General features: G+C 68.2%; 28 protein-coding genes, 1 tRNA gene and 1 other RNA gene. 17 read left to right on the top strand and 13 right to left on the bottom strand.

Features of this window, described 5'->3' with window-relative positions; genetic code table 11:
• Nucleotides 1-876: an acyl-CoA thioesterase II gene (locus HFP89_RS05735; RefSeq protein ID WP_168716688.1), complete on the bottom strand. Its 876-nt coding sequence runs from the start codon at nt 874-876 to the stop codon at nt 1-3.
• A gap of 100 nt (nt 877-976) precedes the next feature.
• Between HFP89_RS05735 and HFP89_RS05730 the strand changes: the two genes are divergently transcribed.
• Both HFP89_RS05730 and HFP89_RS05725 read left to right on the top strand, forming a co-directional pair.
• Nucleotides 977-1873 (top strand): diacylglycerol kinase family protein, encoded by an 897-nt coding sequence (locus HFP89_RS05730; protein WP_168716687.1) that lies wholly within the window; start codon nt 977-979, stop codon nt 1871-1873.
• A complete protein-coding gene (locus tag HFP89_RS05725; protein ID WP_168716686.1) occupies nt 1870-2295 on the top strand; it encodes a hypothetical protein in 426 nt (141 codons plus the stop codon). The genes HFP89_RS05730 and HFP89_RS05725 overlap by 4 nt, the downstream gene beginning before the upstream one ends.
• Nucleotides 2296-2481: 186 nt before the next feature.
• Here the strand turns inward: HFP89_RS05725 and murU are convergent, their stop codons facing one another.
• Nucleotides 2482-3156: an N-acetylmuramate alpha-1-phosphate uridylyltransferase MurU gene (gene murU, locus HFP89_RS05720; protein WP_168716685.1), complete on the bottom strand. Its 675-nt coding sequence runs from the start codon at nt 3154-3156 to the stop codon at nt 2482-2484.
• A 106-nt stretch (nt 3157-3262) separates the two neighbouring features.
• On the opposite strand from murU, the gene HFP89_RS05715 reads away from it, so the two are divergent.
• Together HFP89_RS05715 and HFP89_RS05710 are read left to right on the top strand one after the other, a co-directional pair.
• The gene (locus tag HFP89_RS05715) at nt 3263-4549 is read left to right on the top strand and encodes a serine protease (RefSeq protein ID WP_168716684.1); all 1287 of its coding nucleotides are present in this window, start codon (nt 3263-3265) and stop codon (nt 4547-4549) included.
• Nucleotides 4537-5718 carry an FHA domain-containing protein gene (locus HFP89_RS05710; RefSeq protein WP_168716683.1) on the top strand — a complete coding sequence of 394 codons (1182 nt, stop codon included), beginning with the start codon at nt 4537-4539 and terminating at the stop codon, nt 5716-5718. The genes HFP89_RS05715 and HFP89_RS05710 overlap by 13 nt, the downstream gene beginning before the upstream one ends.
• Here HFP89_RS05710 and HFP89_RS05705 read toward each other — a convergent pair.
• Entirely contained in the window at nt 5680-6693 is a 1014-nt protein-coding gene (locus HFP89_RS05705) for a phosphotransferase (RefSeq protein WP_168716682.1), read from the bottom strand. The genes HFP89_RS05710 and HFP89_RS05705 overlap by 39 nt on opposite strands.
• Nucleotides 6694-6845: 152 nt before the next feature.
• Here HFP89_RS05705 and HFP89_RS05700 point away from each other — a divergent pair, with 152 nt between their 5' ends.
• From HFP89_RS05700 to HFP89_RS15955, 10 genes are all read left to right on the top strand, one after another.
• Nucleotides 6846-7295 carry an SUF system Fe-S cluster assembly regulator gene (locus tag HFP89_RS05700; protein ID WP_168716681.1) on the top strand — a complete coding sequence of 150 codons (450 nt, stop codon included), beginning with the start codon at nt 6846-6848 and terminating at the stop codon, nt 7293-7295.
• Between the two features lie 55 nt (nt 7296-7350).
• A complete protein-coding gene (sufB, locus tag HFP89_RS05695) occupies nt 7351-8814 on the top strand; it encodes a Fe-S cluster assembly protein SufB (protein ID WP_168716680.1) in 1464 nt (487 codons plus the stop codon).
• A gap of 5 nt (nt 8815-8819) precedes the next feature.
• Nucleotides 8820-9242 carry a GxxExxY protein gene (locus HFP89_RS05690; protein WP_206212242.1) on the top strand — a complete coding sequence of 141 codons (423 nt, stop codon included), beginning with the start codon at nt 8820-8822 and terminating at the stop codon, nt 9240-9242.
• A gap of 42 nt (nt 9243-9284) precedes the next feature.
• Entirely contained in the window at nt 9285-10049 is a 765-nt protein-coding gene (sufC, locus tag HFP89_RS05685; protein ID WP_168716679.1) for a Fe-S cluster assembly ATPase SufC, read from the top strand.
• A 4-nt stretch (nt 10050-10053) separates the two neighbouring features.
• Nucleotides 10054-11268: a SufD family Fe-S cluster assembly protein gene (locus tag HFP89_RS05680; protein ID WP_168716678.1), complete on the top strand. Its 1215-nt coding sequence runs from the start codon at nt 10054-10056 to the stop codon at nt 11266-11268.
• Nucleotides 11269-11502: 234 nt separating this feature from the next.
• A complete protein-coding gene (locus HFP89_RS05675) occupies nt 11503-12753 on the top strand; it encodes a cysteine desulfurase (RefSeq protein ID WP_277347479.1) in 1251 nt (416 codons plus the stop codon).
• A gap of 242 nt (nt 12754-12995) precedes the next feature.
• Complete coding sequence (locus HFP89_RS05670; RefSeq protein ID WP_206212241.1) at nt 12996-14393, top strand: class II fumarate hydratase; 1398 nt, start codon at nt 12996-12998, stop codon at nt 14391-14393.
• Nucleotides 14394-14397: 4 nt separating this feature from the next.
• Nucleotides 14398-14889, top strand: coding sequence for a PaaI family thioesterase (locus HFP89_RS05665; RefSeq protein WP_168716677.1), 492 nt, complete (start codon nt 14398-14400; stop codon nt 14887-14889).
• On the top strand, nt 14886-15350 hold the full coding sequence (locus tag HFP89_RS15780; protein WP_346775196.1) for a ribonuclease domain-containing protein: 465 nt from the start codon (nt 14886-14888) through the stop codon (nt 15348-15350). Before HFP89_RS05665 ends, HFP89_RS15780 begins: the two co-directional genes overlap by 4 nt.
• Nucleotides 15347-15742 (top strand): barstar family protein, encoded by a 396-nt coding sequence (locus tag HFP89_RS15955; RefSeq protein ID WP_168716676.1) that lies wholly within the window; start codon nt 15347-15349, stop codon nt 15740-15742. The genes HFP89_RS15780 and HFP89_RS15955 overlap by 4 nt, the downstream gene beginning before the upstream one ends.
• A 652-nt stretch (nt 15743-16394) precedes the next feature.
• On the opposite strand, the gene HFP89_RS05650 is transcribed toward HFP89_RS15955, so the two are convergent.
• Nucleotides 16395-16997, bottom strand: coding sequence for a GNAT family N-acetyltransferase (locus HFP89_RS05650; protein WP_168716675.1), 603 nt, complete (start codon nt 16995-16997; stop codon nt 16395-16397).
• 64 nt (nt 16998-17061) lie between these two features.
• On the opposite strand from HFP89_RS05650, the gene HFP89_RS05645 reads away from it, so the two are divergent.
• The gene (locus HFP89_RS05645) at nt 17062-17406 is read left to right on the top strand and encodes a TraR/DksA C4-type zinc finger protein (protein WP_168716674.1); all 345 of its coding nucleotides are present in this window, start codon (nt 17062-17064) and stop codon (nt 17404-17406) included.
• Nucleotides 17407-17811: 405 nt separating this feature from the next.
• Here the strand turns inward: HFP89_RS05645 and HFP89_RS05640 are convergent, their stop codons facing one another.
• From HFP89_RS05640 to HFP89_RS05620, 5 genes are read right to left on the bottom strand one after another with little or no spacing between them, the layout of a single operon-like run.
• A complete protein-coding gene (locus HFP89_RS05640) occupies nt 17812-18657 on the bottom strand; it encodes a peroxiredoxin family protein (protein WP_168716673.1) in 846 nt (281 codons plus the stop codon).
• Nucleotides 18658-18698: 41 nt separating this feature from the next.
• Nucleotides 18699-19610 (bottom strand): non-homologous end-joining DNA ligase, encoded by a 912-nt coding sequence (ligD, locus tag HFP89_RS05635; RefSeq protein WP_168716672.1) that lies wholly within the window; start codon nt 19608-19610, stop codon nt 18699-18701.
• Nucleotides 19603-20607 (bottom strand): non-homologous end-joining DNA ligase, encoded by a 1005-nt coding sequence (gene ligD / locus HFP89_RS05630; RefSeq protein ID WP_168716671.1) that lies wholly within the window; start codon nt 20605-20607, stop codon nt 19603-19605. The genes ligD (HFP89_RS05635) and ligD (HFP89_RS05630) overlap by 8 nt, the downstream gene beginning before the upstream one ends.
• Nucleotides 20604-21197, bottom strand: coding sequence for a DNA polymerase ligase N-terminal domain-containing protein (locus HFP89_RS05625; protein ID WP_168716670.1), 594 nt, complete (start codon nt 21195-21197; stop codon nt 20604-20606). Before HFP89_RS05625 ends, ligD (HFP89_RS05630) begins: the two co-directional genes overlap by 4 nt.
• Nucleotides 21198-21257: 60 nt before the next feature.
• A complete protein-coding gene (locus HFP89_RS05620; protein ID WP_168716669.1) occupies nt 21258-22088 on the bottom strand; it encodes a M90 family metallopeptidase in 831 nt (276 codons plus the stop codon).
• A gap of 195 nt (nt 22089-22283) precedes the next feature.
• Between HFP89_RS05620 and HFP89_RS05615 the strand changes: the two genes are divergently transcribed.
• The gene (locus HFP89_RS05615) at nt 22284-22829 is read left to right on the top strand and encodes a hypothetical protein (protein ID WP_168716668.1); all 546 of its coding nucleotides are present in this window, start codon (nt 22284-22286) and stop codon (nt 22827-22829) included.
• Nucleotides 22830-23268: 439 nt separating this feature from the next.
• Here the strand turns inward: HFP89_RS05615 and HFP89_RS05610 are convergent, their stop codons facing one another.
• From HFP89_RS05610 to ffs, 4 genes are all read right to left on the bottom strand, one after another.
• Nucleotides 23269-24711 carry a DNA polymerase Y family protein gene (locus HFP89_RS05610; protein ID WP_168716667.1) on the bottom strand — a complete coding sequence of 481 codons (1443 nt, stop codon included), beginning with the start codon at nt 24709-24711 and terminating at the stop codon, nt 23269-23271.
• Nucleotides 24712-24724: 13 nt separating this feature from the next.
• Nucleotides 24725-25411 (bottom strand): translesion DNA synthesis-associated protein ImuA, encoded by a 687-nt coding sequence (gene imuA, locus HFP89_RS05605; protein WP_168716666.1) that lies wholly within the window; start codon nt 25409-25411, stop codon nt 24725-24727.
• Between the two features lie 238 nt (nt 25412-25649).
• A complete protein-coding gene (locus HFP89_RS05600) occupies nt 25650-25940 on the bottom strand; it encodes a ComEA family DNA-binding protein (RefSeq protein WP_168716665.1) in 291 nt (96 codons plus the stop codon).
• 285 nt (nt 25941-26225) lie between these two features.
• Nucleotides 26226-26322: signal recognition particle sRNA small type (gene ffs, locus HFP89_RS05595), an RNA gene on the bottom strand.
• Between the two features lie 200 nt (nt 26323-26522).
• Here ffs and HFP89_RS05590 point away from each other — a divergent pair.
• Nucleotides 26523-26615 (top strand) — tRNA-Ser (locus HFP89_RS05590).
• The last annotated feature ends 78 nt before the right edge of the window (nt 26616-26693 follow it).

The raw sequence follows: 26693 nt of genomic DNA, 5'->3' as shown, positions 1-26693 counted from the left end.
TCAGTCGCGTCGCTGGGTGGGATCCCAGACCCGGATCACGCCTTCCTGTGCGGTGCTGGCCACCAGGGTGCCGTCGGCGGTGAACACCTGGCCGCGCGAGAAGCCCCGGCCGCCGGTGGCGATCGGGCTGTCCAGCGCGTAGAGCAGCCACTGGTCGACGCGGGCGTCGCGGTGGAACCACATGGCGTGGTCCAGGCTGGCCATCATCAGCGGCTTGCGCTCGAAGTCCAGCGCGTGCGGCAGCGTGGCCGCGCCCAGCAGTTCGTAGTCCGAGACATAGGCCAGCAGGTTGCGATGCAGCTCGGGGTCGTCCGGAAGTTTGCCCCAGGCGCGCATCCAGAGGTGCTTGCGGGGCGGGCGCGCGGCCGGATCGATGACCTTGGGCGGTTCCACGGGACGGAACTCGAACGGCGGCTCGTGGGCCAGGAACCGCCGCATCTTCTCCGGCACCCGGTCGAGCATCGAGGCATTGATCTCGACCAGGCCGGCCAGGCCGTCGGGGCCGGGGACGTCGGGCAGGTCGACCTGGTGGTCGAGGCCGGCTTCGGGCGCCTTGAACGAGGCGGCCAGGTTCAGGATCGGCCGGCCGTGCTGGATGGCGACCACGCGGCGGTTGGAGTAGCTGCCGCCGTCGCGCGAGACTTCCACCTGGTAGACCACCGGTCGGTTGAAGTCGCCGGGGCGCAGGAAATAGGCGTGCAGCGAGTGCGGCGCGCGACCCTCGACCGTGCGGTGGGCCGCCGACAGGGCCTGGCCGAGGATCTGGCCGCCGAACACCTGCGGCGAGCCGATGTCGTGGCTCTGGCCGCGGAACAGGTTGTCTTCCAGCCGCTCGAGTTCGAGCAGTTCGACGACGCGGGCCAGCACGGGGTTCATGGGCGGACATCCTGTTCGACCGGTGGGGCGCACAGGGTACCCCGAGTGGCCGTCGCTTCGGGTAGTGTGGGGGTTCATCCCGAGCATTCGCGAGGGCACGATGACGACCTGGCTGATCGGCAATCCCGACGCCGGCGACGATGGACGGGGCACGTCGTTCTGGCGCGAGGCCCTGGCAGCGGTGGACGTGACCGTCGATCGCGTGCTCGAGCCGGCCGATCTCGACGAGACGTCCTTTGCGGCCGGCGATCGCGTGCTGGCCGCCGGCGGCGACGGCACGGTCCAGCGCGCGGCGATCGTGTCTGCCGATGCCGGCGCGGTGCTGGCGGTGCTCCCGTCGGGTACCGCCAACGACTTCGCGCGCAGCCTGGGCCTCGACGACGACCCTGCAACGGCCTGTCGCGCAGTGGCCGACGACCGCCGGGTGGCGGTGGACCTGGCCCGGGTCGGCGAGCGAGCCTTCATCAACGTGGCCCATGCCGGTCTCGGTGCCGAGGCCAGCCGCGCGGTCGATGACGCCGACAAGCAGTGGCTCGGCCAGTTCAGCTACGCCGGGCGCCTGTTCGATCGCTGGCGGGCCGCCCGCGGCGTCCGCGGCGTGCTGGTCTGTGACGACCGGGAATACCGCGGCCGGTGGCTGGAAATCGGGCTGGCCAACGGGGCCTTCTACGGCGGCGGTCACCGGATTCCGGAGGCCGCGCCGGACGACGGCCGGCTGGAGGTCTATGCCGTTCGTGCCGCCCATCCGGCCCGACTGGCCTGGATCTTCGCCCGCGTCCGGCTGTTCGGGCCCGCGTCGATCGACGCCCCGGAGCTGGTGCATCGCCGCTGCCGAAGGCTCCGGCTGGACACCGCCGTGCCGATGCCGGTGACCGCCGACGGCGAGGACTTCGGCGAAACGCCGCTGGACATCGAGCTCGACGCCGGCGCGCTCCAGGTCGTGCGCGGGCCCGGCCCGGGCGCGCTGTCCGTTCCCGAACCCGAGGAAGCCGCATGAGCCTGATCCGAGACGACGACGAAGCCTGCCTGGTCGAACTGCACGCCCAGGGCAGCGAACTGCTGGAGCGCTATCGAGAGCTGCTGGACGACGAGGCGGCACCGCCGGCCCTGGCCGGACCGCTGCGCGATGTGGCCGAGGCGCGCGGGCCGCAGCTCGCCGCGCTGGCCGAGCGGCTCCGCGCGCGCGACGTGTTGCCGAGCGCCGGCGACCCGGACCGGGCCTTCGTCCAGGTGCTCGGCGACCTGGTCGGTGCCGAGGCCGGCACGCTGGCCGACCGCCTCGTCGAGGCCGAATCGCGCTGGGCCGACACGCTGGCCGACGCGCGCGCCATCGACTGGAGCGCCGATGACCGGGCCGCGCTCGAAGCGCTGGCCCGGCACATCGAGTCGAGCCGGCAGCGCTTCGCCGACGCCCGCTAGCCCGCATTGTTCATGAACGAGCTCGCGCCCTTGCCTGGTCCTTGTCCGCACAGCGAATCTTCCTCGCTCGGAAATACAGCATGGTATTCCGCTCGGTCGGAAAATCCCCTGTGCGAACAATTCCCGGCGCAATCATCGCGGCGATTCATGAACAATGCGGGCTAGTGGACCCCACGGAAGATCGGCTCAGGCTCCGTCGGCGCGGAGCGCCGCGTCCAGCGCTGCCAGGCGGTCCGGCGAGCCGATGTCCATCCACCGCCCGCCGTGGTGCTCACCGCTGACCGCCCCGGCCTCGATCGCCGCTTCGAGCACCGGTCGCAGCGGCCGTTCGCCGTCGGCCAGCGGCTCGAACATCGCCGGCCGGAACACGCCGATGCCGCTGTAGGTGAAGCGCGGACGGGCCTGGCGGTCCAGCCGACCGTCGATCAGGCCGAAATCGCCGCTGGCATGGTGCGGCGGGTTGTCGACCAGCACCAGGTGGGCATGGCCTTCCGGGTCGAGACCGCGGAGGCGGGCCAGGTCGTAGTCGCACCACAGGTCCGCGTTGACGACCAGGAACGGATCGGAGCCCAGCAGCGGCAGCGCGCGACGAATGCCGCCGGCGGTTTCCAGCGCCGGCCAGCCTTCGTCGGAGTAGCGGACCGTGACCCCCAGCCGCTCGCCGTTGCCCAGCGCCTCGCGCAGCCGTTTGCCGTGCCAGCCGGTGTTGACGACCAGGTCGTGGAAGCCGGCCTCGGCCAGCCGCTGGATCTGCCACTCGATCAGCGGCTTGCCGCCGGCCTGCAGCAGCGGCTTGGGGCGGTCCTCGGTCAGCTCGCGCATCCGCGCGCCGCGACCGGCGGCCAGGATCATCGCGCGCATCTTGGAACTCGGCGGCAGGGCATGCCGGGATTCTAGCGCTGCCCGGTCCACCGGGGTCACGCCCGGTCGGGTAGGCTTCGGGTTCCTTCACCTGACTCGGGCGTTCATGTCGATATCGATTGCACGAGGACTGACCGCGCTGGTGGCGTGGATCGTCCTGACCCTGCCGGCCGCCGCGCAGAACGGCGAATACAGCGCGCTGTTCGAGGTCCTCGAGCCGGGGCTGTTCACGGTCGAAGTCGTCGATCGGGTCAGCAACAACAAGAACGCCATCGGCAGCGCGTTCGCCGTCGACGGCGCCGGGCGGCTCGCGACCAACTACCACGTCGTGTCGGAATACCTGCTCGATCCCGACCGCTACACCCTGCGCTATCGCGACGTCGTCGGCGAGACCGGGCCGCTCGAGTTGCTCGACGTCGACGTGCTGCACGACCTGGCCCTGGTGCGGATCGACGACCCGGCGGTGCGCCCGGGCGCCGTCTTCGAACTGGCGAAGACCGCACCGTCCGACGGGTCGACGCTGCTGGCGCTCGGCAACCCTTACGACATCGGCATCAGCATCGTGCCGGGCACCTACAACGGCCTGTTGCAGAACCAGTACCGCAAGAACATCCATTTCACCGGCGCGCTGAACCCCGGCATGTCGGGCGGTCCGGCGGTCAACCTGGCCGGCGAAGTCGTCGGCATCAACGTGGCCGGGGCCGGCAACTCGGTCAGTTTCCTGGTGCCGGTGGACAACCTGCGCCGGCTGATCGAGCGCGCGCCGTCGGCGGCGCCGCCGCTGGACGAACTGCGAGAACGCATCCCGGCCCGGATCCTCGCCCACCAGGACGCGATGCTCGACGACCTGCTGGCCGGCGACTGGACGCCGGAGCCGTTCGGGCCGCTGGACATCCCGCGCGAAATCCGGCCCTGGATCTCGTGCACCGGCGGCAGCCGCGACGCCGATCCGGACCAGCCCTGGCAGCAGAGCACGTCGAACTGCACGCTCAACGACCGGATCTACCTGTCCCGCTCGCTGGATACCGGCCCGCTGGAGATCCTGTTCGGCTGGTTCCGCAGCGATTCGCTGAACGGCTTCCAGCTGGCCCGGGCGTTCAGCCAGAACACCTTCCTGGCCTTCAACCGCGCCGGCGAGGACGACGTCACCGCGTTCGAGTGCAGCGAGGACTGGACCGCGCCTCCCTCGCTGGCGCCGGTGGCGTTCAAGACGAGCTACTGCGTCCGCGCCTACGCCGACTATCCCGGCCTCTACGACGTGCTGTTCGTCGCCCGCGCCCAGCGCGACGGACCGGAGGCGGTGTTCATCCACTACACCCTGGCCGGGGTCGGCCTGGAGCAGGCCCGGCGCTTCCACGAACGACTTCTGGAGGCCGTGTCATGGACGTCGTGATCGAGCAGCTCGGGACCACCAACAACGTGCTCGAGCGCCAGAAGTTCGATGCCCACCAGGTCTGGATCGGGCGCGGTTACGACAACGACGTGATCCTGACCGACGAGCATGTCGACGCCCGGCACGCCCGACTGGTGTTCGACGACGAGGGCCGGCTGTGGATCGAGGACCGCGGCAGCGTCAACGGCATCCGCCGGCCGCGCCATCGTTCGCACCTGAAGCGCGAGCAGGTCCGAAGCGGCGACGTGTTCCTGATCGGACGTTCGCGAGTGCGCATCCTGCTCGGCGACCATCCGGTGCCGGCGGCGGTGAAGATCCGGTTTTCCGAAGTCCTGCTGCTGTGGCTGGGCAAGCCGCTGGTGCTGGTCGCGCTGGTGCTGGCCTACCTGGGCGCAAAGGTCGGCGGTACGGCGCTGACGACCATCGGTGAGTTCCGCTGGGCAAGCGTGGTCAAGGACAACCTCTGGGAGGTCATCGGCTTCGTCACGCTGGCCGTGGTGGTCTATTTCCTGTCGGTGCTGTTCCGGCGCGGCGGCAACTTCGTGGCTCACCTGAGCCTGCTGGTGGTGCTGTTCTTCGTGGCCGGCAGCCTCGATTTCCTGATCGACCTGGCGGTCTTCAACGCGTCCGACGACAGCTATCCCTGGTGGATGGCGCTGTCGGAGGCGCGCGGCTACCTGGTGCTGTTCCTGTACCTCTGGAGCATCCTGTACCTGGCCTTCCATCTGTCCCTGTGGCGGCGCAGTGCGATCGCGCTGGTCGCGGTGGCCGTCTCGCTGGCGCTGGAGCATCTGCCCGACGACCCGACCTTTGCCTTCCTCGACAACGAGACCATCCCGCTCCAGCCGATCTTCCTGCCGCCGGTGCTGCAGCTGGCCGAGCCGAAGGCCGCCGAGGCGGCCGACGCCGCGCAGCGCGAGGTGTTCGAGGCCGCCGACGCGGCGCGGCAGCGGCTGCTGGACGAGCGTGAGGCCGACGAGGCTGCGCAGGAGAAGGCGCGTGAGGCCAATGGCGGTGACGCCGACGTCGAGCCGCCGGGCGACGACAGCACCCGGCCGCCGCCGATCGATCCCGGTCCGTCGGAGCCCGAGGAGCCGTCGGAGCCCGACGAGCCGCCGGGCGACGAGGGTTCAGGCGACGACGGCGCGGGCCCGCCAGGCCTGGAGTAGGCGGTCGAGCACGGCCAGCTCCGGGTTTCGCGCGATGGCGTGGGCCAGGTAGCCGAAGAAGCGCGGCGCGTCGTCGAGGTAGTGCGGCTTGCCGTCGCGGTAGCGGATCCGGGCGAAGATGCCGAGCACCTTCAGGTGGCGCTGCACGCCCATCAGGTCGCAGGTCCGGCGCCACAATTCGGCATCGGCCGGCACCGGCAGCCCGGCGTCCGCGGCGTCGCGCCGGTACTGCTCCAGCCAGCCGAGCACGCGCTGTTCGGGCCAGCTCAGGAAGGCGTCGCGGAACAGGCAGACCGGGTCGTAGCTGATCGGTCCGACCACGGCGTCCTGGAAATCGAGAATGCCGGGGTTGTCGCCCGGCGGGTCGACGACCATCAGGTTGCGCGGCATGAAATCGCGGTGGCAGAAGACCTGCGGCTGATCCAGCGCCCAGCGGATCAGGGTCATGCAGACCAGCTCCCAGTCGTCGAGCTCGGCGTCGCTCGCCTCGACCTGCCAGTGGCGGGCCAGGAACCAGTCCGGGAACAGGGCGAGCTCGCGCAGCAGCAGCGCGGCGTCGTACTCCGGCAGGCCGTCGATGGCCGCCCGGCACTGCATCCGGATCAGCGCGTTCAGCGCGTCGGCGAACAGCGCGTCGGCGTTGTCGGCGTCGAGTCGGTGGTGATAGGGCAGGCGGCCGAGATCGCCCAGCAGCAGGTAGCCGTGCTCGCGGTCCTGGGCCTCGATGGCCGGCACCTCGAGGCCGGCAGCGGCCAGTCGAGCGGCGATGTCGACGAATGGCGCCAGTGCCTCGCGCTCGGGGGGCGCGTCCATCACGACGAAGCTGTGGCCGTCGGCGATGATGCGGAAATAGCGCCGGAAGCTGGCATCGGCCGAGGCCGGCGCCCAGCTCGCGGCGGGGCGGCCGAGCGCGGCCTCCGCGAAGGCGCGCGCGGCGCGCTCGCGGGCGTCGGGGTCAGTGGGTTGCTTGGTCATCGGTGCATTCTGCCTTGCCCGCCGCGATCCGGTGCGTCGGCCTGCGGTGTCTCGCGGGTTCGCCACCGTTCATCGGCTTCGGTTAAAATAATACCAATCTGGTCTTGTTTCACCGGGATCCGGTCACCAGGTCCCTGACAGCGGAGCCGCCGATGTTGAGAATCAGCAAATTGACCGACTACGCCACCGTGGTGCTGGCCGAAATGGCCGCAGCGCCCGGCGAGTGCCGGTCGGCGGCTCAGCTGGCCGAAGCCACGCGCCTGGAGCCGCCGACCGTGGCCAAGGTCCTCAAGACCCTGGCCCGGGCCGGCCTGATCGAATCGGTGCGCGGCGTCAACGGCGGCTATCGCCTGGTGACCGCGCCGGCCGAGGTGTCGGTGGCGGCCATCATCCGGGCCATGGAAGGGCCCATCGCGCTGACCGAGTGCGGACTGGAGCCGGGCCTGTGTGCGCGCGAGCACGACTGCAGCCTGCGCGGCAACTGGCGCCGGATCGGCGAGACCGTCGAGCGGGCGCTCGACGCGATGAGCCTGGCCGACCTGGCCGCGCCGCGGGCGCCGGCCATCGAACTGGTCGCCCGCGTCGAGAGGGCGTCGTCGTGATTCGACGAACGCCGAGCGAACGAACCCACAACGCAGCAGCCATCAGGAATCGGGCATGAATCAACCGCAGACACAGACCCAGACCCAGCAACAGGTCGATCAACTGATCCAGAGCCGGTACAAGGCCGGGTTCTATACCGACATCGAGTCGGAAACGGTCGGTGCGGGCCTGAACGAAGAGATCATCGCGATGATTTCGGCCAAGAAGAACGAGCCGGAGTGGATGCTGGAGTGGCGGCTGGAAGCCTTCCACCACTGGCAGACCATGGTCGGTCCGGACTGGGCGAAGCTCAACCTGCCGGCGATCGACTTCCAGAAGATCCACTACTATGCCGCGCCGAAGCAGAAGGACCGGCCGAAGAGTCTCGATGACGTCGATCCGAAGCTGCTCGAGACCTTCGACAAGCTCGGCGTGCCGCTGCACGAGCGCGCGCGCCTGGCCGGCGTGGCCGTCGATGCCGTGTTCGACTCGGTGTCGGTCGGGACCACCTTCCAGAAGGAGCTGAAGGAGGCCGGGGTGATCTTCTGCTCGTTCTCCGAGGCGGTGCAGGAGTACCCGGACCTGGTCCGCGAATACCTGGGCTCGGTGGTGCCGTATCGCGACAACTACTTCGCCTGCCTGAACTCGGCGGTGTTTTCCGACGGCTCGTTCGTCTACATCCCGAAGGACACGAAGTGCCCGATGGAGCTGTCGACGTACTTCCGGATCAACGCCCGCGACACCGGCCAGTTCGAGCGCACGCTGATCATCGCCGAGCCGGGTTCGGAGGTCAGCTACCTCGAGGGCTGCACCGCACCGATGCGCGACGAGAACCAGCTGCACGCGGCGGTCGTCGAGCTGGTGGCGCAGGAAAAAGCGAAGATCAAGTACTCGACCGTCCAGAACTGGTACCCGGGCGACGAGAACGGAAAGGGCGGCATCTACAATTTCGTGACCAAGCGCGGCGACTGCCGCGGCGACGACTCGCGGATCAGCTGGACCCAGGTCGAGACCGGCTCGGCGATCACGTGGAAGTATCCGTCCTGCGTGCTCAGAGGCGATCGGTCGGCCGGCGAGTTCTACTCCGTGGCGCTGACCCACAACCACCAGCAGGCCGACACCGGCACCAAGATGATCCACCTCGGCAAGAACACCACGAGCAAGATCATCTCCAAGGGCATCTCGGCCGGCAAGAGCTCCAACAGCTACCGCGGCCTGGTCCGCGTGGCGAAGAAGGCCGAGGGCGCGCGCAATTACACCCAGTGCGATTCCCTGCTGATCGGCAAGACCTGCGGCGCGCACACGTTCCCGTACATCGAGTCGGCCAACCCGACGGCCAGGATCGAACACGAGGCCACCACCTCGCGGATCGGCGAGGACCAGCTGTTCTACTGCCAGTCGCGCGGTCTGGACGAAGAAGAGGCCGTCGCCCTGATCGTCGACGGCTTCTGCAAGGAGGTCTTCAAGGAACTGCCGATGGAATTCGCCGTCGAGGCCAAGGCCTTGCTCGAAATCTCCCTCGAGGGAGCGGTCGGGTAAACGACATGGAACCGCAGATTTCGCAGATTCGCGCAGATTATGACGTCGGAAAGGGAGATCCCCAGACCTTTTCGATCATCGGCGCGGCGATGGAAGTGCACAAGGAATTGGGTCCGGGCTTTCTTGAAGCGGTCTATCAGGACGCACTGGCTTTGGAGTTCGATGCCCGGGGGATTCCTTACCGACGAGAGCAAGCCCTGTATGTTCGATACAAGGGCGAGGTTCTTCCTTCGTCGTATCGAGTCGATTTCGTCTGCTTTGGCGACGTGATCGTAGAACTGAAAGCGGTGCGTGAGATCGGTCCGGTCGATCGCGCGCAAATCCTGAACTATCTGCGGGTGTCCGAAAGCAGTCGTGGCCTGCTGCTCAACTTTGCGGGGCGTTCACTCGAGCACAAGCGCTTCGTTTCGAATTTCAAATCTGCGTGAATCCGCGAAATCTGCGGTTCCGATTTTTTTGTGAGTGAGTCAATGTTGAAGATTGAAAATCTGCACGTCGAAGTCGACGGCAAGGAAATCCTCAAAGGCCTGGACCTCGAGATCGGGGCCGGGGAGATGCACGCCATCATGGGTCCGAACGGGTCCGGCAAGTCGACGCTGGGCTACACGCTGGCCGGGCGCGACGGCTACGAGATCACCGAGGGCCGGATCCTGTTCGAAGGGCAGGACCTGGCCGCGCTGGCACCCGAGGAGCGGGCCGCCGCCGGGTTGTTTCTCGCGCTGCAGTACCCGGTCGAGATTCCCGGCGTGAACAACGCCTACTTCCTGCGCGCAGCGCTCAACGCGCAGCGCAAGGCACGCGGCGAGGAGGAAGTCGATTCGATGGCCTTCCTGAAGGCCGTGCGCGAGCAGCTCAAGGCCCTGAAGATGGACGAAGCGCTGCTCAAGCGCGCCGTCAACGAAGGCTTTTCCGGCGGCGAGAAGAAGCGCAACGAGATCGTCCAGATGGCCGTGCTGCAGCCGAAGCTGGCGGTGCTCGACGAGACCGACTCCGGCCTCGACATCGACGCGCTGAAGCTGGTTGCCGAAGGCGTCAACCGGCTTCGCGACGAGCAGCGATCGTTCGTCGTCATCACCCACTACCAGCGCCTGCTCGGCTACCTCGAGCCGGACCACGTCCACGTGCTGTCCGACGGTCGGATCGTCGAAAGCGGCGATCGCTCGCTGGCCGAGCGGCTGGAACGCGAAGGCTATGCGTTCCTCGACGACGAACCCGCCGAAGCGGCCGGAGCCTGACACGATGAGCGCCCTGCTCGAACGCCTGGCCCCGGCCGCCGAACTGCCTCGCGACGGCTTCACCGAACTGCGCAGCCAGGCACAGAAGGTGCTGATGCAGCACGGGTTTCCGCACCGCAAGACCGAGAACTGGAAGTACACGCCGCTGACCCTGATCGAGCAGCGCGCCTTCGCCGGCTCGCTCGATGTCGGCACGCCGCCGGCACCGCCGGCGCTGCCGTTCGACTGCGCGGTCGTCCACATGCACAACGGCGAGATCGATCCGTCGGCAACCCGGCTGCCGCGCGGCGCGTCGCTGACCGGGCTGGTCGCCGACGACGTCGATGTCGATGCGCTGGTCGCCGACGGCCCGAACGACGCGTTCGCCTGGCTGAACCTGGCCCGGCTGGGGCAGGGCTGGAAACTGGTCGTCGACGAGGCGGTCAAGCGACCGATCGTCGTCGTCTCCACGGTCGATGCCGACTTCGAAGGCGCGGTCCATCCGCGGCTGCACGTCGAACTGGCGCCCGACAGCGCACTGACCCTGGTCGCAGTGCAGACCGGCGGCGGTGCCGGGCTGCACAACGCGGTGCTGGACATCCGGATGAGCGAGCGCTCCACGCTGCTGCACGCGATCGACCGCAGCGGCGGCGACACGGCCTGGATCGAACACGCCACCGTGCGGGTCGCGGCCGGCGCGGACTACCGTGCGTTCATCTCCGATGCCGGCGGTGCGCTGACCCGACAGGACCTGCGCGTGTCGCTCGACGCGCCGAACGCCCGCGGCGCCATCCACGGCGTCGCCACGCTCGAGGGTCGCGCACTGGTCGACTACCACACGGCCATCGAGCACCACGTCGGCCCGAGCGAAAGCAAGGAGCGCTTCCGCATCCTGGCCGACGACCGGGCCACCGGCGTGTTCAACGGCCGCATCCTGATCGTGCCCGGCGCCGACGACAGCCACTCCGAGATGAACACCGGCAACCTGTTGTTGAGCGAGAACGCGCGGATCAACACCAAGCCCGAGCTGGAGATCCACGCCGAGGAGGTCACCGCCAGCCACGGCGCGACGATCGGCCAGCTCGACGACGACGCCCGCTTCTACCTGCGCTCCCGCGGCCTGAGCGAACGCGAAGCCACCGCGCTGCTCAAATACGGCTTCGCCGCCGCCGTCTTCGACGACCTCGAACCCGGCCCGCTGGCCGACTGGCTGCTGGAACGGTTGAAGTCGCGGGCCTGATGCTCGAGAAGAACCTGAAAAGCCGGAACCGCAGATTTCGCGGATTGCGCAGAACAGACAGAACCGACACCAGGAATTCCGCGTTCGATGAGCCCCTTCGGGTAGCGGACCGTTCTGCTGGACAGCACGCGCCGAGTGACCGCCGCGGACGTGCAGCGTCTCATCGATCTGCGGAATCCGCGGAATCTGTGGTTTCCATCGTTTGCTGACGTTGAGCTCAGAGAAGGAACGACCATGGCACGAGCCGAACACGACATGACGACGCCCCCGCTGGACATCGACGCGCTGCGCGCGGAGTTTCCGGTGCTGGCGCGGACGGTGCACGACAAGCCGCTGGTCTACCTGGATTCGGCGGCCACCGCGCAGCGGCCGCAGTGCGTGATCGATGCCACCACGCGGTTCTATTCCGAGTACAACGCCAACGTCCATCGCGGCGTGCATCAGCTCAGCGTCGAGGCCTCCGAGGCCTTCGAAGCCGCGCGCGAGAAGGTGCGCGCGGGCCTGAACGCGAAGTCCGAGCGTGAAATCGTGTTCACCCGGGGCGCCACCGAGGCGATCAACCTGGTCGCCCAGGCCTGGGCCCGTCCGCGGCTGGAGCCCGGCGACGAGATCATCGTCTCGACGATGGAGCATCACTCCAACATCGTGCCGTGGCAGCTGGTCTGCGAGCAGACCGGCGCGGTGCTGAAGCCGGCGCCGATCAACGAACGCGGCGAGCTGCTGCTCGACGAGCTCGAAGCGCTGATCACCGAGCGCACCAGGCTGATCGGCCTGGTCCACGTCTCCAATGCGCTGGGTACCATCAACCCGGTCGAGCGCGTCTGCGCGATGGCCCGCGAGCGCGGCATCGTGACCGTGATCGACGGCTGCCAGGCGCTGCCGCACGTGCACGTCGACGTGCAGACGCTCGGCTGCGACTTCTACGCCTTCTCGGCCCACAAGATGTACGGGCCCACCGGCATCGGCGCGCTGTACGGGCGTGAGCCGCTGCTCGAGGCCATGCCGCCGTGGCAGGGCGGCGGCGAGATGATCCTGCGGGTCTCGTTCGAAGAGACCACCTACAACGAGCTGCCGCACAAGTTCGAGGCCGGCACCCCGAACATCGCCGGCGCGATCGGCATGGGCGCGGCCTTCGATTTCCTCGACCGCATCGGTATCGATCCGATCGCCGCCCACGAGCAGGACCTGCTGACCTACGCCACGGACCGCATGCAGGCCATCGACGGCCTGCGCATCCTCGGCACGGCGGCGAACAAGGGGCCGGTGATCTCGTTCATCGTCGATGGCGCCCACGCCAACGACATCGGCACCATCGTCGATCACTTCGGCGTGGCGCTGCGCACGGGCCACCACTGCGCCATGCCGGTCATGCAGTTCTTCGGCGTCCCGGCCACCGCCCGCGTCTCCTTCGGCTGCTACACCACCCGCGGCGAGATCGACACCTTCCTCGACGCCCTCGAACGGGCCCGCACCATGCTGGCGTGACGTCGTCGGGGCTCGCCGAAACGCCTTGAACCGCAGATTGCGCAGATTCCGCTGATCGAAGAACGGCTGCTTTCGGCAAAGGGTCGCGGTGTCCACCGGAACGGGGCCGCTCGTCGCTTCTTTTTTCAAACATCCGCGTAATCTGCGGTCCCGGAGTCTTTCCCGATTTCCAGAGCCAGGGTCGGCAGGTCGCCGCTCTATAATGACGAGCTGAATTCCACGCATTCCGGACCCGATTCACGATGAGCCATTCCCCAGTGACCGAAACCCGTATCGAATCCGACAGCATGGGCGAGCTGCAGGTGCCCGCCGATGCGCTCTGGGGCGCGCAGACGCAGCGTGCCGTGAACAACTTCCCGATCTCCGGCCAGCCGATGCCGAAGGCCTTCATCCAGTCCCTGGGCCGGGTCAAGCGGGCCTGTGCCCGGGCCAACCAGGCGCTGGGGTTGATGGAGGCCGCCGACGCCGACGCCATTGCCGCAGCGGCCGAACAGGTGATTGCCGGCGAGGTCATCGAGCATTTCCCGATCGACGTCTACCAGACCGGGTCCGGCACCAGCTCGAACATGAACGCCAACGAGGTCATCGCCCACCTGTGCGCGAAGGCCGGCCACGACGGCATCCACCCGAACGACCACGTCAACATGTCGCAGAGCTCCAACGACGTGATCCCGACCACGATCCAGGTCTCGGCCTGCCTGGCCGCGCACGACGAATTGCTGCCGGCGCTGGATCATCTCGAATCCACCATCCGCGCCAAGGCCGACGAGCTGGCCGAGACCGTCAAGACCGGCCGCACGCACCTGATGGACGCCATGCCGGTGACCTTCGGCCAGGAACTGGGCGCCTGGGCCAGCCAGATCGCCTCTTGCCGCGCGCGGATCGAGTCGGCGCTGACCCGCCTGAAGCGCCTGCCGCAGGGCGGCACGGCGGTCGGCACCGGCATCAATGCGCCGGCCGAGTTCGGCGACGAGGTGGCCAAGGAACTCAGGGCCATGACCGGCTTCGCTTTCGAATCCGCCGCCGACAAGTTCGAGGGCATCGCCGCGCAGGACGGCGCGGTCGAACTGTCGGGCCAGCTCAAGACCCTGGCGGCGGTGCTGATGAAGATCGCCAACGACCTGCGCTGGATGAACTCCGGCCCGCTGGCCGGCCTCGGCGAGATCGAGCTCGAGGCGCTGCAGCCGGGCAGCTCGATCATGCCGGGCAAGGTCAACCCGGTGATTCCGGAGGCCACTTGCATGGTCGCCGCCCGGGTCATCGGTAACGACGCCACGATCACCCTCGGCGGCCAGTCCGGCAACTTCCAGCTCAACGTGATGCTGCCGGTGATCGGTGCCACGCTGCTGGAAAGCCTGACGCTGTTGACCAACGTCAGCGGCCTGCTGGCCGACAAGGCGATCAGGACCTTCAACGTCCGCGAGGACAACATCAGGAAGGCGCTGGACCGCAACCCGATCCTGGTCACGGCGCTGAACCGCGTGATCGGCTACGAGAAGGGCGCGGCAACGGCCAAACAGGCCTACAAGGAAGGCCGGCCGATCATCGACGTGGCGATGGAGACCACCGGCATGAGCCGCGAAGAGCTCGAGAAGTTGCTCGACCCGCTGAAGCTGGCCCACGGCGGCGTCGCGGAATAAGCCGATGGCCGCCGTCATTCCCGAGGGCGCCGGCCTGCAGGAGACCTTCGCGCCGCACAACGCCTGCTTCGGCTGCGGCCCGGCCAACGACAAGGGCCTGCAGATCAAGTCCGTGCCCGTGTCCGATGCCGACGACGGCCGCGTCGTCTGCCGCTGGACGCCCGAGTCGCACCATGAAGCCTTTCCGGGCGTGCTCAACGGCGGCATCATCGGTGCCATCCTCGACTGCCACTGCAACTGGACCGCGGTCTGGCACCTGATGCGGCTGCGTGAACTGGACCGCCCGCCTTGCTGCGTCACGGCGGAGTTCAAGGTCCAGCTGCGCCGCCCGACGCCGTCGGACCGTGAGCTGACCCTGACCGCGTGGCCGACGAAGGTCGACGGCGACATGGTCACCGTCGAATCGGAGCTGACCGTCGACGGCACGGTCTACGATCGCTGCACCGGTCTGTTCGTCGCGGTCCAGCCCGGGCATCCGGCCTACCACCGCTGGTGAAGAAGGCAAAGGCCATTCCGACGCTGCTGGTCCTCGCGCTGCTGGCGTGGATCGCCGTCGAAAACCCGTCGCTGCTGGAGCAGGCCCCGGATGCCGGCGGGCCGCAGGTTGCGCAGCCAGACAACGCCGATGCGGCGGCCCCGGTCATCCGCGACGTCGTCGTCCGTGACCTCGACGGCCGGGTCGCCTGGCGCGGCGACATGGACCTCGGCCCGGCGATCGCGCGGATCGAGCGCGGCGAGCCCGACCGACACCGCAACGATGGTTCGACCTTCCAGAACCGCGAGGGCCGGCTGCCGTCGAAGCCGCGCGGCTACTACCGCGAGTTCGTCGTCCGCACGCCCGGCATGCGCGGCGTCGGCCCGCAGCGCCTGGTCGTCGGCCGCGACGGCGACGCCTGGTATACCTCCGACCACTACCGCAGCTTCGTGCGCCTGAACATCGAGGTCCGCCCGCCGTGAGCGCCTTCGACCTCGACATGCAGGGCGGCGTGGTCCGGGTCGAACGCCCGATGGACGCCGACCGCGCCGTCGATCGCCTGAACGCCTCCGGCTTCCACGCCGTGCGCGTCGACCGGGCGCCGGTGTTCGACAAGGACACGCTGATGCACGCCCTCTACCAGGCCCTCGAACTCCCGGCCTGGTTCGGCTTCAACCTCGATGCCCTGGCCGACGCGCTGAATGCGCTCGAACCGAAACAGGGCCAGCGCCGGGTGCTGGTCTTCCAGGACTTCACCACCCTGGAAGATGCCGACCCGGAACTGGCGGAGACCTTCTGCGAACTCATCGACGACGCCTGCCTCCTCCCCGAAGCCGGTCTCGTCGCGGCGATCCTGATGCAGGGGCGGGGCTGAGATCCGGCGCTGATGGCCACGGCCTTCAGCTGATGAGCGCAAAGAGGGAAAGGGGCGAAGGGCGCGAGAAAATTCCACCTGATTACGCATGAACCTCAGCCACGGTCGGGTAGCGTCCCGACATCGGAGCGTCGCGGCAGGCAATACAGGCGAGCCATTGGATCATCCGATCGGATTCGAAGGACGGGTTTCCATCCCGAGCGAGATTCCAGCCCGACGCCGGACTGGCAGTAAGACCGCCTGGTGGAGGGCGCTTGCGCGCGAACGACTTCGGAAGCGGCCACCCTTCGCGCGCAAGCGCCCTCCAACAGTCGAAGCCGGGCAAAAAAGCGCTTTCGAAGGGTCCTTGCTTGCTGTTCTCGAGTTTCCTGCAAGCCTCCGGAGGGCTGTACTACCGGCTGAGAAACGAGCGTAATCAGGAAATTCCATGCGACCGGATTGAAACCTCAATGGGAGGGTTCATTGCGGTTGGTGATGACACAGATCGAGCTGCGATTCTCGACCTGTGAGACTCTGGACATGCGATCGATTCCGGTCGCACTCGAACGTGGTTGCCGGATTTTCGATTTTTCTCGGACAGCAGCTCTTGGCGTCCCTTTGCATCGTCTCCTCTTTGCGTTGGTCCACGAATGGATGGACCTCGGCAGCCCGGTCAAGACGAGAAGCCACCCCGGAGCCAGAAGGTCAGGGTGTGCGGGGTTTCTTCGGCCTGGCCGAGGTCCTTCCAGTCGAACACGGCCTGCAGGTCGGGGCGCTTGACGTAGCCTCGGCCGGTCCAGAAGGGGTCGAGGGAGCGGTAGTCGGTGGGTCGCTTCGGGTGGTCGGCGGGGCGGTCGACGGCGCAGAAGGTGGTGATCGGCAGGCCGAGCTTCGCGGCGTGGTCTTCGCGCAGGTCGAAGAAGCCGTGGCCGATGCCGCGACCGCGGTACTCGGGCAGCAGCACCGATTCGCCGAAATAGAACACCGCGGCCGGGTCGATGCCGGCGGCTTCGAACGGCTGCCGGAACGCGGGATCGGCCGCGACCAGCGGCAGGCCGGTCGAGGCGCCGACCACGGTCTCGTCGTCGCCGTCCTCGTCGACGACCAGCAGCACGATCGCTTCGGGGCAGTCCCGGTAAGTCTGCAGGTAGTCCCGCTCGTAGGCCGCGTTGCCGTCGTACAGGTACGGATATTCGCGGAAGACGGTGGTGCGCAGCGAGGCGACCCTGCCGAGCCAGGGGTCGAGGCCGGGTCCGGTGACGGTCTTGATGTCCATGGCGTCGCCTCGACGGTCGTGCGTTCGAACTGGAATCGTAGCGCGCCTGCTGTAGTCTGGGGCGATGAGCGATGATGATTGGAAGGTGCTGATCGAGGGCCGGATCGCCGACCTGAAGGCGGCCAGCGACGCCTCGCGCGAAGACCGCGACCCGGTCGAGCTGGACCAGACCCGACAGGGCCGACTCTCGCGGATGGACGCGATGCAGGGCCAGGCCATGGCGCAGGCGTCAGAGGCCCGTCGCACGCAGCAGATCGCTAGGCTGAAGGCGGCGCTGGCGCGGCTCGAACGCGGCGAGTTCGGCGAATGCCTGGCCTGCGGCGAAGCGATCGCGAGCGCGCGCCTGCGCAATGACCCGTCGGCGACGCTGTGCATCGACTGCGCAGGGGCCCGGGAAGACCGCGGTTGAAATTCCCGGCCGGTTGCGGTGAAGTGGCCCGAACTCCTCACGGGACAGGCCGATGCCCGCACCGCTGGTCTTCTTCGACATCGCCGGCCCGGACGACGACGTGCTCCGGACCTTCTACAGCGAGATTTTCGGCTGGTCCTTCGACGACGCCGGCCAGGTGGCGGTGAACGTCGCTTCGCCGATCGACGCGGCCGTGCGCAAGGACCCGAACGAGAAGCGCCTGTACCCTGGGGGTCGGCGACGTCGCCGCGACGCTGGCGGCGATCGAACGGGCCGGCGGCCGCACCGACGTGCCGCGCTTCGAAGTGCCCGGCATGGTCGTGCTCGGTCTGTTCCGCGACCCGGCGGGCAACCCGATGGGCCTGGTCGAGATGGACGGCGACCGGCCGAAGGTGCCCCTGAGTCTCAGTCGCCGGCAGAGACCGGGCGGAGGTAGGGCAGGTAGACCTGCGGGTCGGGCCGCAGCCGGTAGTTGTCGGCCACTTCGATGAAGCGCACGATGCCTTCGGCGTCGATCACGATCACGGTCGGGACGGCGGCGTCGGCGGGGAAGCCCAGCAGTTCGAGGCCGGCCGGCGTGGCGCCGGGCGCGTGCAGGCCCAGCGTTTTCGTTGCCGCACCGTCGGGGTCGCGCAGGAAGGCCCCGGGCAGGTCGAAGCGACGAGCCAGCGCGCGGGTCTGGGCCAGGCCCTGGTTGCTGATGAACCACAGCGTCGCATCGCGGCCGACCTCGCGCCAGGCCGCGGCCAGTTCCTTGATCTGGGCGGTGCACAGCGGGCACCACGATCCGCGATAGAGCACCAGCACCGCCGGCCGACCGGCCAGCGCGCTCGACTCGATCGTCTCGCCGTCCGACGTTTCCAGCGAAAACGCCGGAAGCGGCTGGCCGGGCACCGGGGCGTCGGGCGTTTCGCGCTGCACCGAGTACCAGCGCACGTAGACCATCCAGCCGACCAGCACGGCGATGCCGGCGGCCAGATAGGGATTCCAGGCCTCGCCGTACCGGTATACCGCCGCTGCGCTCAGCACCGCGCCGAGGCCGGCAATCGATGAGACCAGGATCGGGTGGCGGTCGGTGCGGGGCGAGCCGGCGGCGAACAGCCAGCCGAAGAAGCCCAGCGGAGCGGCGGCAGCCACGAGCAGGCCCAGCGGCGCCAGCAGCGGGACGGCCGGGCGCGCGAGCATCAGGGCGGCGAACACGAAGGCCGCGGCCAGCGCGGCGGCGTAGAGCGTGATGAACCAGCGTTTCATGGTCCGGATCCCGTGGAAGCGGTCGATCGACCCATTGTGCGTCAGTCGGCGGTCGGCCAGTGGTCGCGATCGGGCAGGGCCACGGCATGGTCGTCGATGTCCGCCCAAGGATCGTCGGTCTGCGCCAGGCGGCGGAACAGGTTGTCGATCCGGTATTTCTGCGGATCCAGGTCGCCGTCGCCGGCCTCGCGCCAGTGCAGCGGCGTGGCGACCGGCGCGCCGGGTTTCGCACGCACGGCGTACGGGCCGACCGAGGTCTGGCCGTAGGCGTTGCGCAGGTCGTCGAGGAACACCCGGTCGCCGCGCTTGTTCTTGCGCTGCTCGACGGTCATCAGCTTCGGATGCCCGTCGGCCAGCTGCCGGCACAGCGCGTGGGTGAATTCCCGCACGGTGTCGAACTCGGCCGACCGGTCCAGCGGAACGACGACGTGCAGTCCGCGCGAACCGGTGGTCTGGACGAACGAGGGCAGGTCCAGCTCGTCGAGGGCGCGGTGCAGGTGGTGCGCGGTGTCCTGCACCTTGCCGAAGTCGTCGTCGGACGGGTCGAGGTCGAAGATCATCCGGTCCGGGTGCTTCGGCCGGTCGGTGCGCGCCAGCGCCAGGTGCGGCGTGATGCAGCCCTGGTCGGCCAGGTAGACCAGCGTGGCCGGCGAGTTCGCGACCACGTAGGTCACCTTGCCGCCGGACTTCGGCAGCGTGGCGCGGTCGATCCAGTCCGGGAAGTGGCCGCCGATGGCCTTCTGGAAGAAGCCGTCCTCGCCGATGCCGTCGGGAAAACGGTGCATGGTCAGCGCGCGGTCGCGGTAGTGATCGATCGCGATGTCGCCGATGCGCTGGTAATACTCGGCCAGGTCGAGCTTGGTGATGCCCGCGTCCGGGAACAGCAGCTTGTCGGCGTGGCCGATCTCGATGGCGTGGCTGTCGATGTCGAGGGTCTTCGTCGATTCAGCCATCGGGCGCCTCCCGGACCACGTCGGTCGGGTTCTTGTCGCGTCGCAGGCCCAGGAAGCGCGGGTGCCGGAGCTTGCCGTCGTCGGTCCACTCGGTGAAACCGAACTCGCCGACGTACTTCGGTTCGACCCAGGTCGCGCCCGATTCCGACGGCGTCTCGGCGAACGGGCAATCGTCGGTGGCGAGCTCGTCCAGCCGCTCGCGGAAGTCGGCCAGGAAGTCATCGTCGTAGCCGGTGCCGACCTTGCCGGCGTAGCGCAGTTCGTCGTCCTCGTAGACACCGACCAGCAGCGCACCGAAGCCGACCCGTTCGCCCTGCGGTTCTGTGAACCCGCCGATCACCAGTTCCTGGCCGTGCCCGCACTTGAACTTCAGCCAGTCGCGCGAGCGCGAGTGGCGGTAGGCGGAATCTGCGCGCTTGGCGATGACGCCTTCCCAGCCCTTTTCGCAGGCCTGCTCGAAGTATCCTTCGCCGTCCTCGTTGCGGTGCGGCGTGAAGCGGAACGTGTCGTCGAAGTCGAACAGCGTCTTCAACAAGGTCTTGCGCGTGCGCAGCGGTAGTTTGTCGAGCGAGTGACCCTCGAGATGGGGCAGGTCGAAGACGTAGAAGTACACGGCCACATCGCTGTCGCGGGCCTTCTGCGCATCATCGACCTGCATGCGCTGCTGCAGCCGCGAGAAGCTGCTGACCTTGCCGTCGAAGGCCACCGCCTCGCCGTCGATCACGAAATCGTCGACCGGCTGGCGTTCCAGCGCTTCGATCAGTTCGGGGTAGGTGGCGGCGGCGTTCTTGCGGTTGCGGGTCAGCAACTTCACGTCGGAGCCGTTGCGGAACGCCAGCAAGCGCTCGCCGTCGAGCTTGCGCTCGTAGATCCAGCCGGGATCCGAGAATCGCTTGTCGGTCAGCGTGGCCAGCATCGGCGCGATCCACTCCGGCGGATCGGCCGGCTCGAGACGCTCGCGCTCGTCGTCGCTCAGCTCGTCGCGCCAGTCGCTCATTCGTCGTCCTCGCTCTCGTCGTCGGCAATCTCGTCGATCGAGCGCCCGCTGAGCACGGAGTCGGGCTCGGTCGAGACGGGGTTGCGCCGCGCGTCGGCCTCGTCGTCGTCCATCTTGATCAGAAGCCAGTTGGCGTCGTCGCCCGAACCGGTGCGCTGCAGCGCGTAGCCGCCGGAAATCTTCTCGCCGTGCAGTTCGACCAGCAGATGGCCGTTCTTCCAGGCCTCGTCGAGCGGCTGGAGTTCGCCGTCCTTTTCGGTGATGTTGTCGAACGTGCCGCGGTCCCAGACCAGCACCGTGCCGCCGCCGTACTGGTCCTCGGGAATCACGCCCTCGAAGTCGGCGTAGTCCAGCGGGTGGTCCTCGGTCGGGATCGCCAGGCGCTTTTCGGATGGGTCCGTCGACGGCCCCTTCGGCACGGCCCAGGACTTCAGCGCGCCGTCGATCTCCAGCCGCAGGTCATAGTGCAGCGACGAGGCGTCGTGCTTCTGGATGACGAAGACCGGATCCTCCCCGGAGGTCCCGGTCCCGCCGCGCGGTTCCGGGGTGTGCTCGAAGTCGCGCCGGGCTTCGTAGTCGTCGCCGGCCATGGGGGCTCCGTTCGGTGTGAACCAACGTCCACCCTAACAAATACAGCGCGCCGGCCCCGATCAGCCGTGCAGGGCCGGATCGTGCCAGTCGATCGGATCGACCCCGAAGCAGCGCCGCATTTCCGCGTACAGCTCGGGATGGTGCTTGTCGAGCTGGCGCGGTTTTTCGTAGAAGGTCTCGACCAGCACGGCGAAGAACTCGGCCGGGTTGGTCGCGCCGTAGTGGTCCATCACGGTCTTGACGTGCTGCGCGGCATTGCGCTGCAGTTCGTCGAAGGCCGGCTGCATGGTCCGCGCCCAGCTGACGTACTGGCTGCGCTGTTCCAGCACCGGCGCGCCGTCCATCACGCCGTCGGCCTCGTCGAGCTTGTGGGCGAACTCGTGCAGGATCACGTTGTGGCCGTCCTTGATGTCGCCGGCGCCGTGGCGGGCCGAGTCCCAGGCCAGCACCATCGGACCGCGCTTCCAGGATTCACCCAGCCGGGCCGGACGGCCGACGTGCTCGACCAGCCCGTCGTGATTCCGCTGCTCGGAGACGAAGGTGCTGGGGTAGATCAGGATCGTCGTGAACCCGGCGAATTCCAGGTCGTCGCGGCCCAGCAGCAGGATGCAGGCCGTGCCGGCCACGGTCAGCCGGATCTCGTCGTCGATCTCCACACCCTGCAGGCCGTGGAAGCGCTTGTCGAACAGGAACGTCTGCACCTGACCTTCGAGCTTCGCCTTCAGCGCGTCCGGCAGGCGCCGGTACAGCGGGACGTTGTCGTGCAGGATCGTTCGCTGTGCGTCGGTCAGCGGAGTCGCCGCGGCCCGCTTGCGCTGGCGATGGCGCAGCAGGCGATGTGTGCCCCAGGTCAGGGCAGAAATTGCGAGGATGACAAGCACTTGGTTCATCAGAGATCGCCGCGCTGCTTGTGTTTTATTGATAGCATTTTCATGTGCCTCTTCTTTTCAAAAACTTTTGAAAAAAAACGGGGGGGTGGCAACTTGAAATGGCGTTGGTTGTGGTGTACGGAAACTGAAAGGGGCTGTTCTGTTGCCATAAAGCGCATTGTGTTCTCGATTCACTTGAACTTGAGGAGAGTCATCATGACGTCTTTCGATACTGAAAATGTCGTTCGAAGAAGTGTCTGCGCGGCAGTCGTCGGCAGTCTTTTCTTGATCTCAAGCGCGACCATGGCGGAAGAGTACTCCGCTTCCGTGGTCGAGATGCGTGATAGCTCGGTCACTGTTGTGCTGGATGCAAAGTCCACGGTGGACGTTCTGTCCGAGCGCTCCACGGTCATTTACAGAGAAGCAGACCTGGAGAAAACGGACATACAGCCTGCGCTGCTGAATTTCCAGGGTGATGTGGTGCTTCGCGGCGAGTCGGGCGTAGTCGTTCAAACCGACTGGCTGTCGTTCGATCCCTCGACGAAATGGTTCAGTGCCGTGGAAGTTCATGTAGCGACTTCGGGCAAGGCCGGTGGTATTTCCCTGCATTGTTCGAGTGGTCAGCTTTTCGTCAATGGTGAAGGGACGGGCACCTATCCCACACAGCAGAACCCGCGAACGGATATCCTTCCCAGTGGAAGTGTGTACTGCAACGGTAATACCGTGCATTTCCGGATGACCTTCCCCTTGCAAGAGCCTTGATGGCCGTTGACGCCGCAAGGTTCCGAACGCCCCGGGTTCAACCGGGGCGTTTTCTTTGTAGCTCACACGGTCCGTCCGCCACTAGTGGGCCATGCGACAAATCAGGAAATCAGGTAACGCTCAAAGCCACTGTGCCGGCGCGAATCAAGGGGCGTTTCGCAGGGAGTGGCCGCTTCCTTGCCAAGAAACGCAACGCCGAGTCGTGCCGGCACAGTGACTCCCGAAGGGCCGTCGCACCCGCACCGTATGCTGCGTTCCGCTCGCTTGACGGCCCGGCAAGGACGCCTCCACTCGCGCGACTTGCATACGACGCGGGTGCGACGGCTGAGTGTCACCTGATTTGCCGCATGGCCCACGAGTGAGGGCAGGGGCGGGTCGGGCGCAGAGGGGTCGGCTCGCCTTTACTCGTCCCTTCCCCCTCTCCCCTTTCCCCTGTTTTTTACCCAAACACCCCGTGCACGAACCACCCGTCGCGCGGTTTGTATTCGCGGAAGACCCAGAGCCTGTGGCCGCGTTCGTCGTGGGCCACCCAGTAGTCGCGGCGGCAGTCCTGGCCGTCCCACCAGCCGGTCTCGATGCGCTCGGGGCCGTCGATCAGGCGGAGTGCGTCGATGCGGCAGGGGCGCGGCTCGGGCAGCAGCCAGGCCGGGCGTTCCGGCGTGTCTTCGGCCACGGCGGTGGTGCCCGGCTTCGTCCAGGCCCAGGCCTTCTCGGGGCGGTGGTCGGACTTCGGCGCCACGCCGCACAGGCCATCCTCGCCGATCCGGGCGCCGAGCCGGTCGAGCAGGGCGGGCCAGGCGTCGTTGATGTTGGTGCCGGACCAGAGATCGGCCTGCGGCGGGCGCTGGCCGCTCACGCTGTCGGCCTCGACCTTCAGCCGCTCGATGTCGGCGGTGATCCGGACCGGCTCGAGCTTGAGCCGGAGAATCTCCAGCAATCTATCGCGCTGGAAGCCCGGCTGGCCGAGTCCGGCGGAGAAGGCGATCTTCGGCCCCTGGTCCTCGGGAAACAGCGTCACGTGCAGCGCGGTCAGCCGTTCGTCTCGGACCCGCAGCCAGTGCTCCAGCCCGTCGAGCACGCGGTTCAGGACGAAGACCAGGGCTTCCGTGCGGCGCACCGGCACCGGCAGCTCGACGAGGCGGGAGAAGGTCTCCGGCGGCTGCCAGTAGACCAGCGGGGTGTCCAGCCGGCCGCGCAGCTGATCGAGGTAGCGGCCCACGCCCTGGCCGAGCCGGCGGTCGAGCTCGAAGCGCGGTAGCGCGACCAGGTCGCGGACCCTCTTCAGCCCCAGCCCGGCCAGCTTGCGGCGCTCGGCCGGGGCCAGCTCCAGCCGCTCGATCGGCCAGTCGGCCAGCCGGCGCTCCAGTTCGTCCGGGGTCTCGGCGCGCGCGCCGGCCCGCGCCATCAGCCCGGCCGCCGCGGCCACCGGCGCCACGCCCAGCACGGTCGTCATGCCCAGCGGCGCCAGGGCCTCCTCGAGCGAGGCCAGCAGCGTGTCCAGCGGCCCGTGCAGCCGGCGGCTGCCGCCGACCTCCAGCACCACGCCGTCGCCGGTCAGCGCCACCTGGTGGCTGAAGCCGTAGGCGACCAGCGCCAGGTCTTCCAGCCACGCGGCTTCGGCCCGCCGGTCGCGCGGCTGGCTGTCCAGCGTTGGCGCAATGGCCAGCGCGTCGGTCAAGGCCTGCCCGGTGCGCACCCCCATCCGTGCCGCGACCTCGTCGACCGCGACCAGCCGGAGCTGGCCGCCGATCGTGTCGTGCGCCGCGCGCGGCCGCTCGGCCGCATCATTGCCGGGCGCGCGCATCCGGCCGGCGCCTTCCAGCGCCAGCCGGGGACAGACGACGCCGGTCCAGAGCGCGGCGTTATGGACGGTTCTGCGCACTCCATCGACCCGCTCAGGCGCGGGCTTCGAGCGCGCGGCGGCGCGCGGCCAGCGGCACCACGTTGTCCGGCGCCAGCCGGATCGGCCCCGCGCCCGGCCCCTGGGCGCTGCGCAGCACCTCGAGCTCGCCGCCGGCGTGCACCGCCAGCCGCAGCGCGGCCAGCGACGGCGGCGCCGGGCAGCCGGGCGGGTAGCAGACGAACAGCGGCGCCTCGCCGTTCTCGGCGGCCAGCTGCAGTCGACGCATGGCGCGCTCGTTGACCTGGGCACGCTGCGGCCAGGCCACCACCGCGCCGCACAACCCGCTCTTCAGGCACTGCTCGGCGGCCCACAGCGCGTGGTCGGGCGCGCGCACCACCAGCACCCGGGCCAGGTCCACGCCGGCCCGGTGCAGCCGCTGCGGGCAGGGCACCAGCGGCGGTGAGGCGAACACCACCGAGCGGCCCTCGCGGGTGCACTCGGCCAGGCAGGGCAGCAGCAGGTCCAGCTCGCCGCCGCCGGCCCGGTCGGGCACCAGCTCGGTCAGCTTGCCGCGTGCCCAGCCGCCGGTCGGCAGCTGGGCGTCCAGCGCGGCGTGGCCGGTCGAGCGGGCCGGGGCCGGCCGGCGCCGGCGGCCGCGCCACAGGTCGTCGCGGTCGGCCAGCAGGTGGTCCAGCGAAATCGGGCGGGTGCTGGCGTAGACGGTCGAAGTCGGGGGCATGGCGGTTCTCCTGCAGGGGTCTGGAGAGACTGTATGGATGTACAGTTTCTCAGATTCCGAGAACCGCGCGGTGAAAAAATTCCGCCCGACGCGAAGCCGGGCGGAATTCCGAGTCCGATCAGGCACCTGGGGAAGGAAGGTGTCCGACCGCTCAAGACCCCGAGCCCCTCGGCCCGGGCTGGAGAGTGGGGCGCGCCGTCGGCAGAAGCGGCGCGCCCCGACGCCGGAGGAAGCGGCGTCAACCGTTGCCGTCGTCGCCCATCCCCAGGCGGATGCGCTCGCGGTTGTTGTCGACCGTGGCCATGCCGATGCCGCGGACGTTGATCAGCTCGTCGATGTGGCGGAACGGGCCGTTGGCCTCGCGATAGGCCACGATCGCCTCGGCCTTGGACTCGCCGACGCCGACCAGCGTCTCGGCCAGCTGCTCGGCGGTGGCGGTGTTGACGTCGACCTGCGCGTTCTCGTCGGCCAGCGCCGTCGCGTTCAGCGAAAGGGCCAGGACCAGGGCCAGCATGAGGTTCTTGAACATGATGATTCTCCTTCGGATGTCGATGATCGATGGATCGGTTCGGTTTCGAATCGGGCGCCGGCCTCGTGCCGGTCACCTCGCGAACCAGTCTGTCGATCCGGCCGGCCCGCGACCATCGGAAACCGCCGCGCCGTGCTGTCGGAAATCGCCGCATCCGGACCCCGCCGGACAGCGGGGGGTTGTAGGAAAGATCAGTAGGCCGTCCCGCAGGACGGCCCACGCCGCAACGACCGCGGGCCGGCAGAGAACCGGCCCGCGATCGAGCGAAGAAGAAGGAGAGGTGACCCCCAACCGCCCGATCCCGTCACCCACATCACCCGCTGCCGCTGCTCCCTTCCGGGCCTGACGGGGTTCACGGGGTCGTGGTGCGGGGAGACCGAAGAGGGCCACCAGTCGATATTGTCGCAAATTCCGGCGCGCGCGTCAGGGAATCGTGCCCCAGACCGGTCGCATTCCCGGTTCTTCGCCGTTATAATTAGAAGTCCGCTCGGATGGCTGCCTTCGCGCCGTGCCGACGACCGTTTCCAAGGCCTCTACGCGAGGCGCCGCCGGAACGGCTAGACTGACAATTCAACGGTTCACGGAGAGATGGCCGAGTGGCTGAAGGCGCTCCCCTGCTAAGGGAGTATAGGGTTTATAGCCCTATCGAGGGTTCGAATCCCTCTCTCTCCGCCAACTAGGTTGCAGAATCAGGGGCTTAGGGCCGGTTTGGGTTTCGTCCCACCATCCGGCCCGCCATCCCTGAAATGCACC

The sequence above is a fragment of the Wenzhouxiangella sp. XN79A genome (assembly GCF_012272825.1).
GTDB lineage: Bacteria > Pseudomonadota > Gammaproteobacteria > Xanthomonadales > Wenzhouxiangellaceae.
This window is presented reverse-complemented; position numbering and strand designations above follow the sequence as displayed.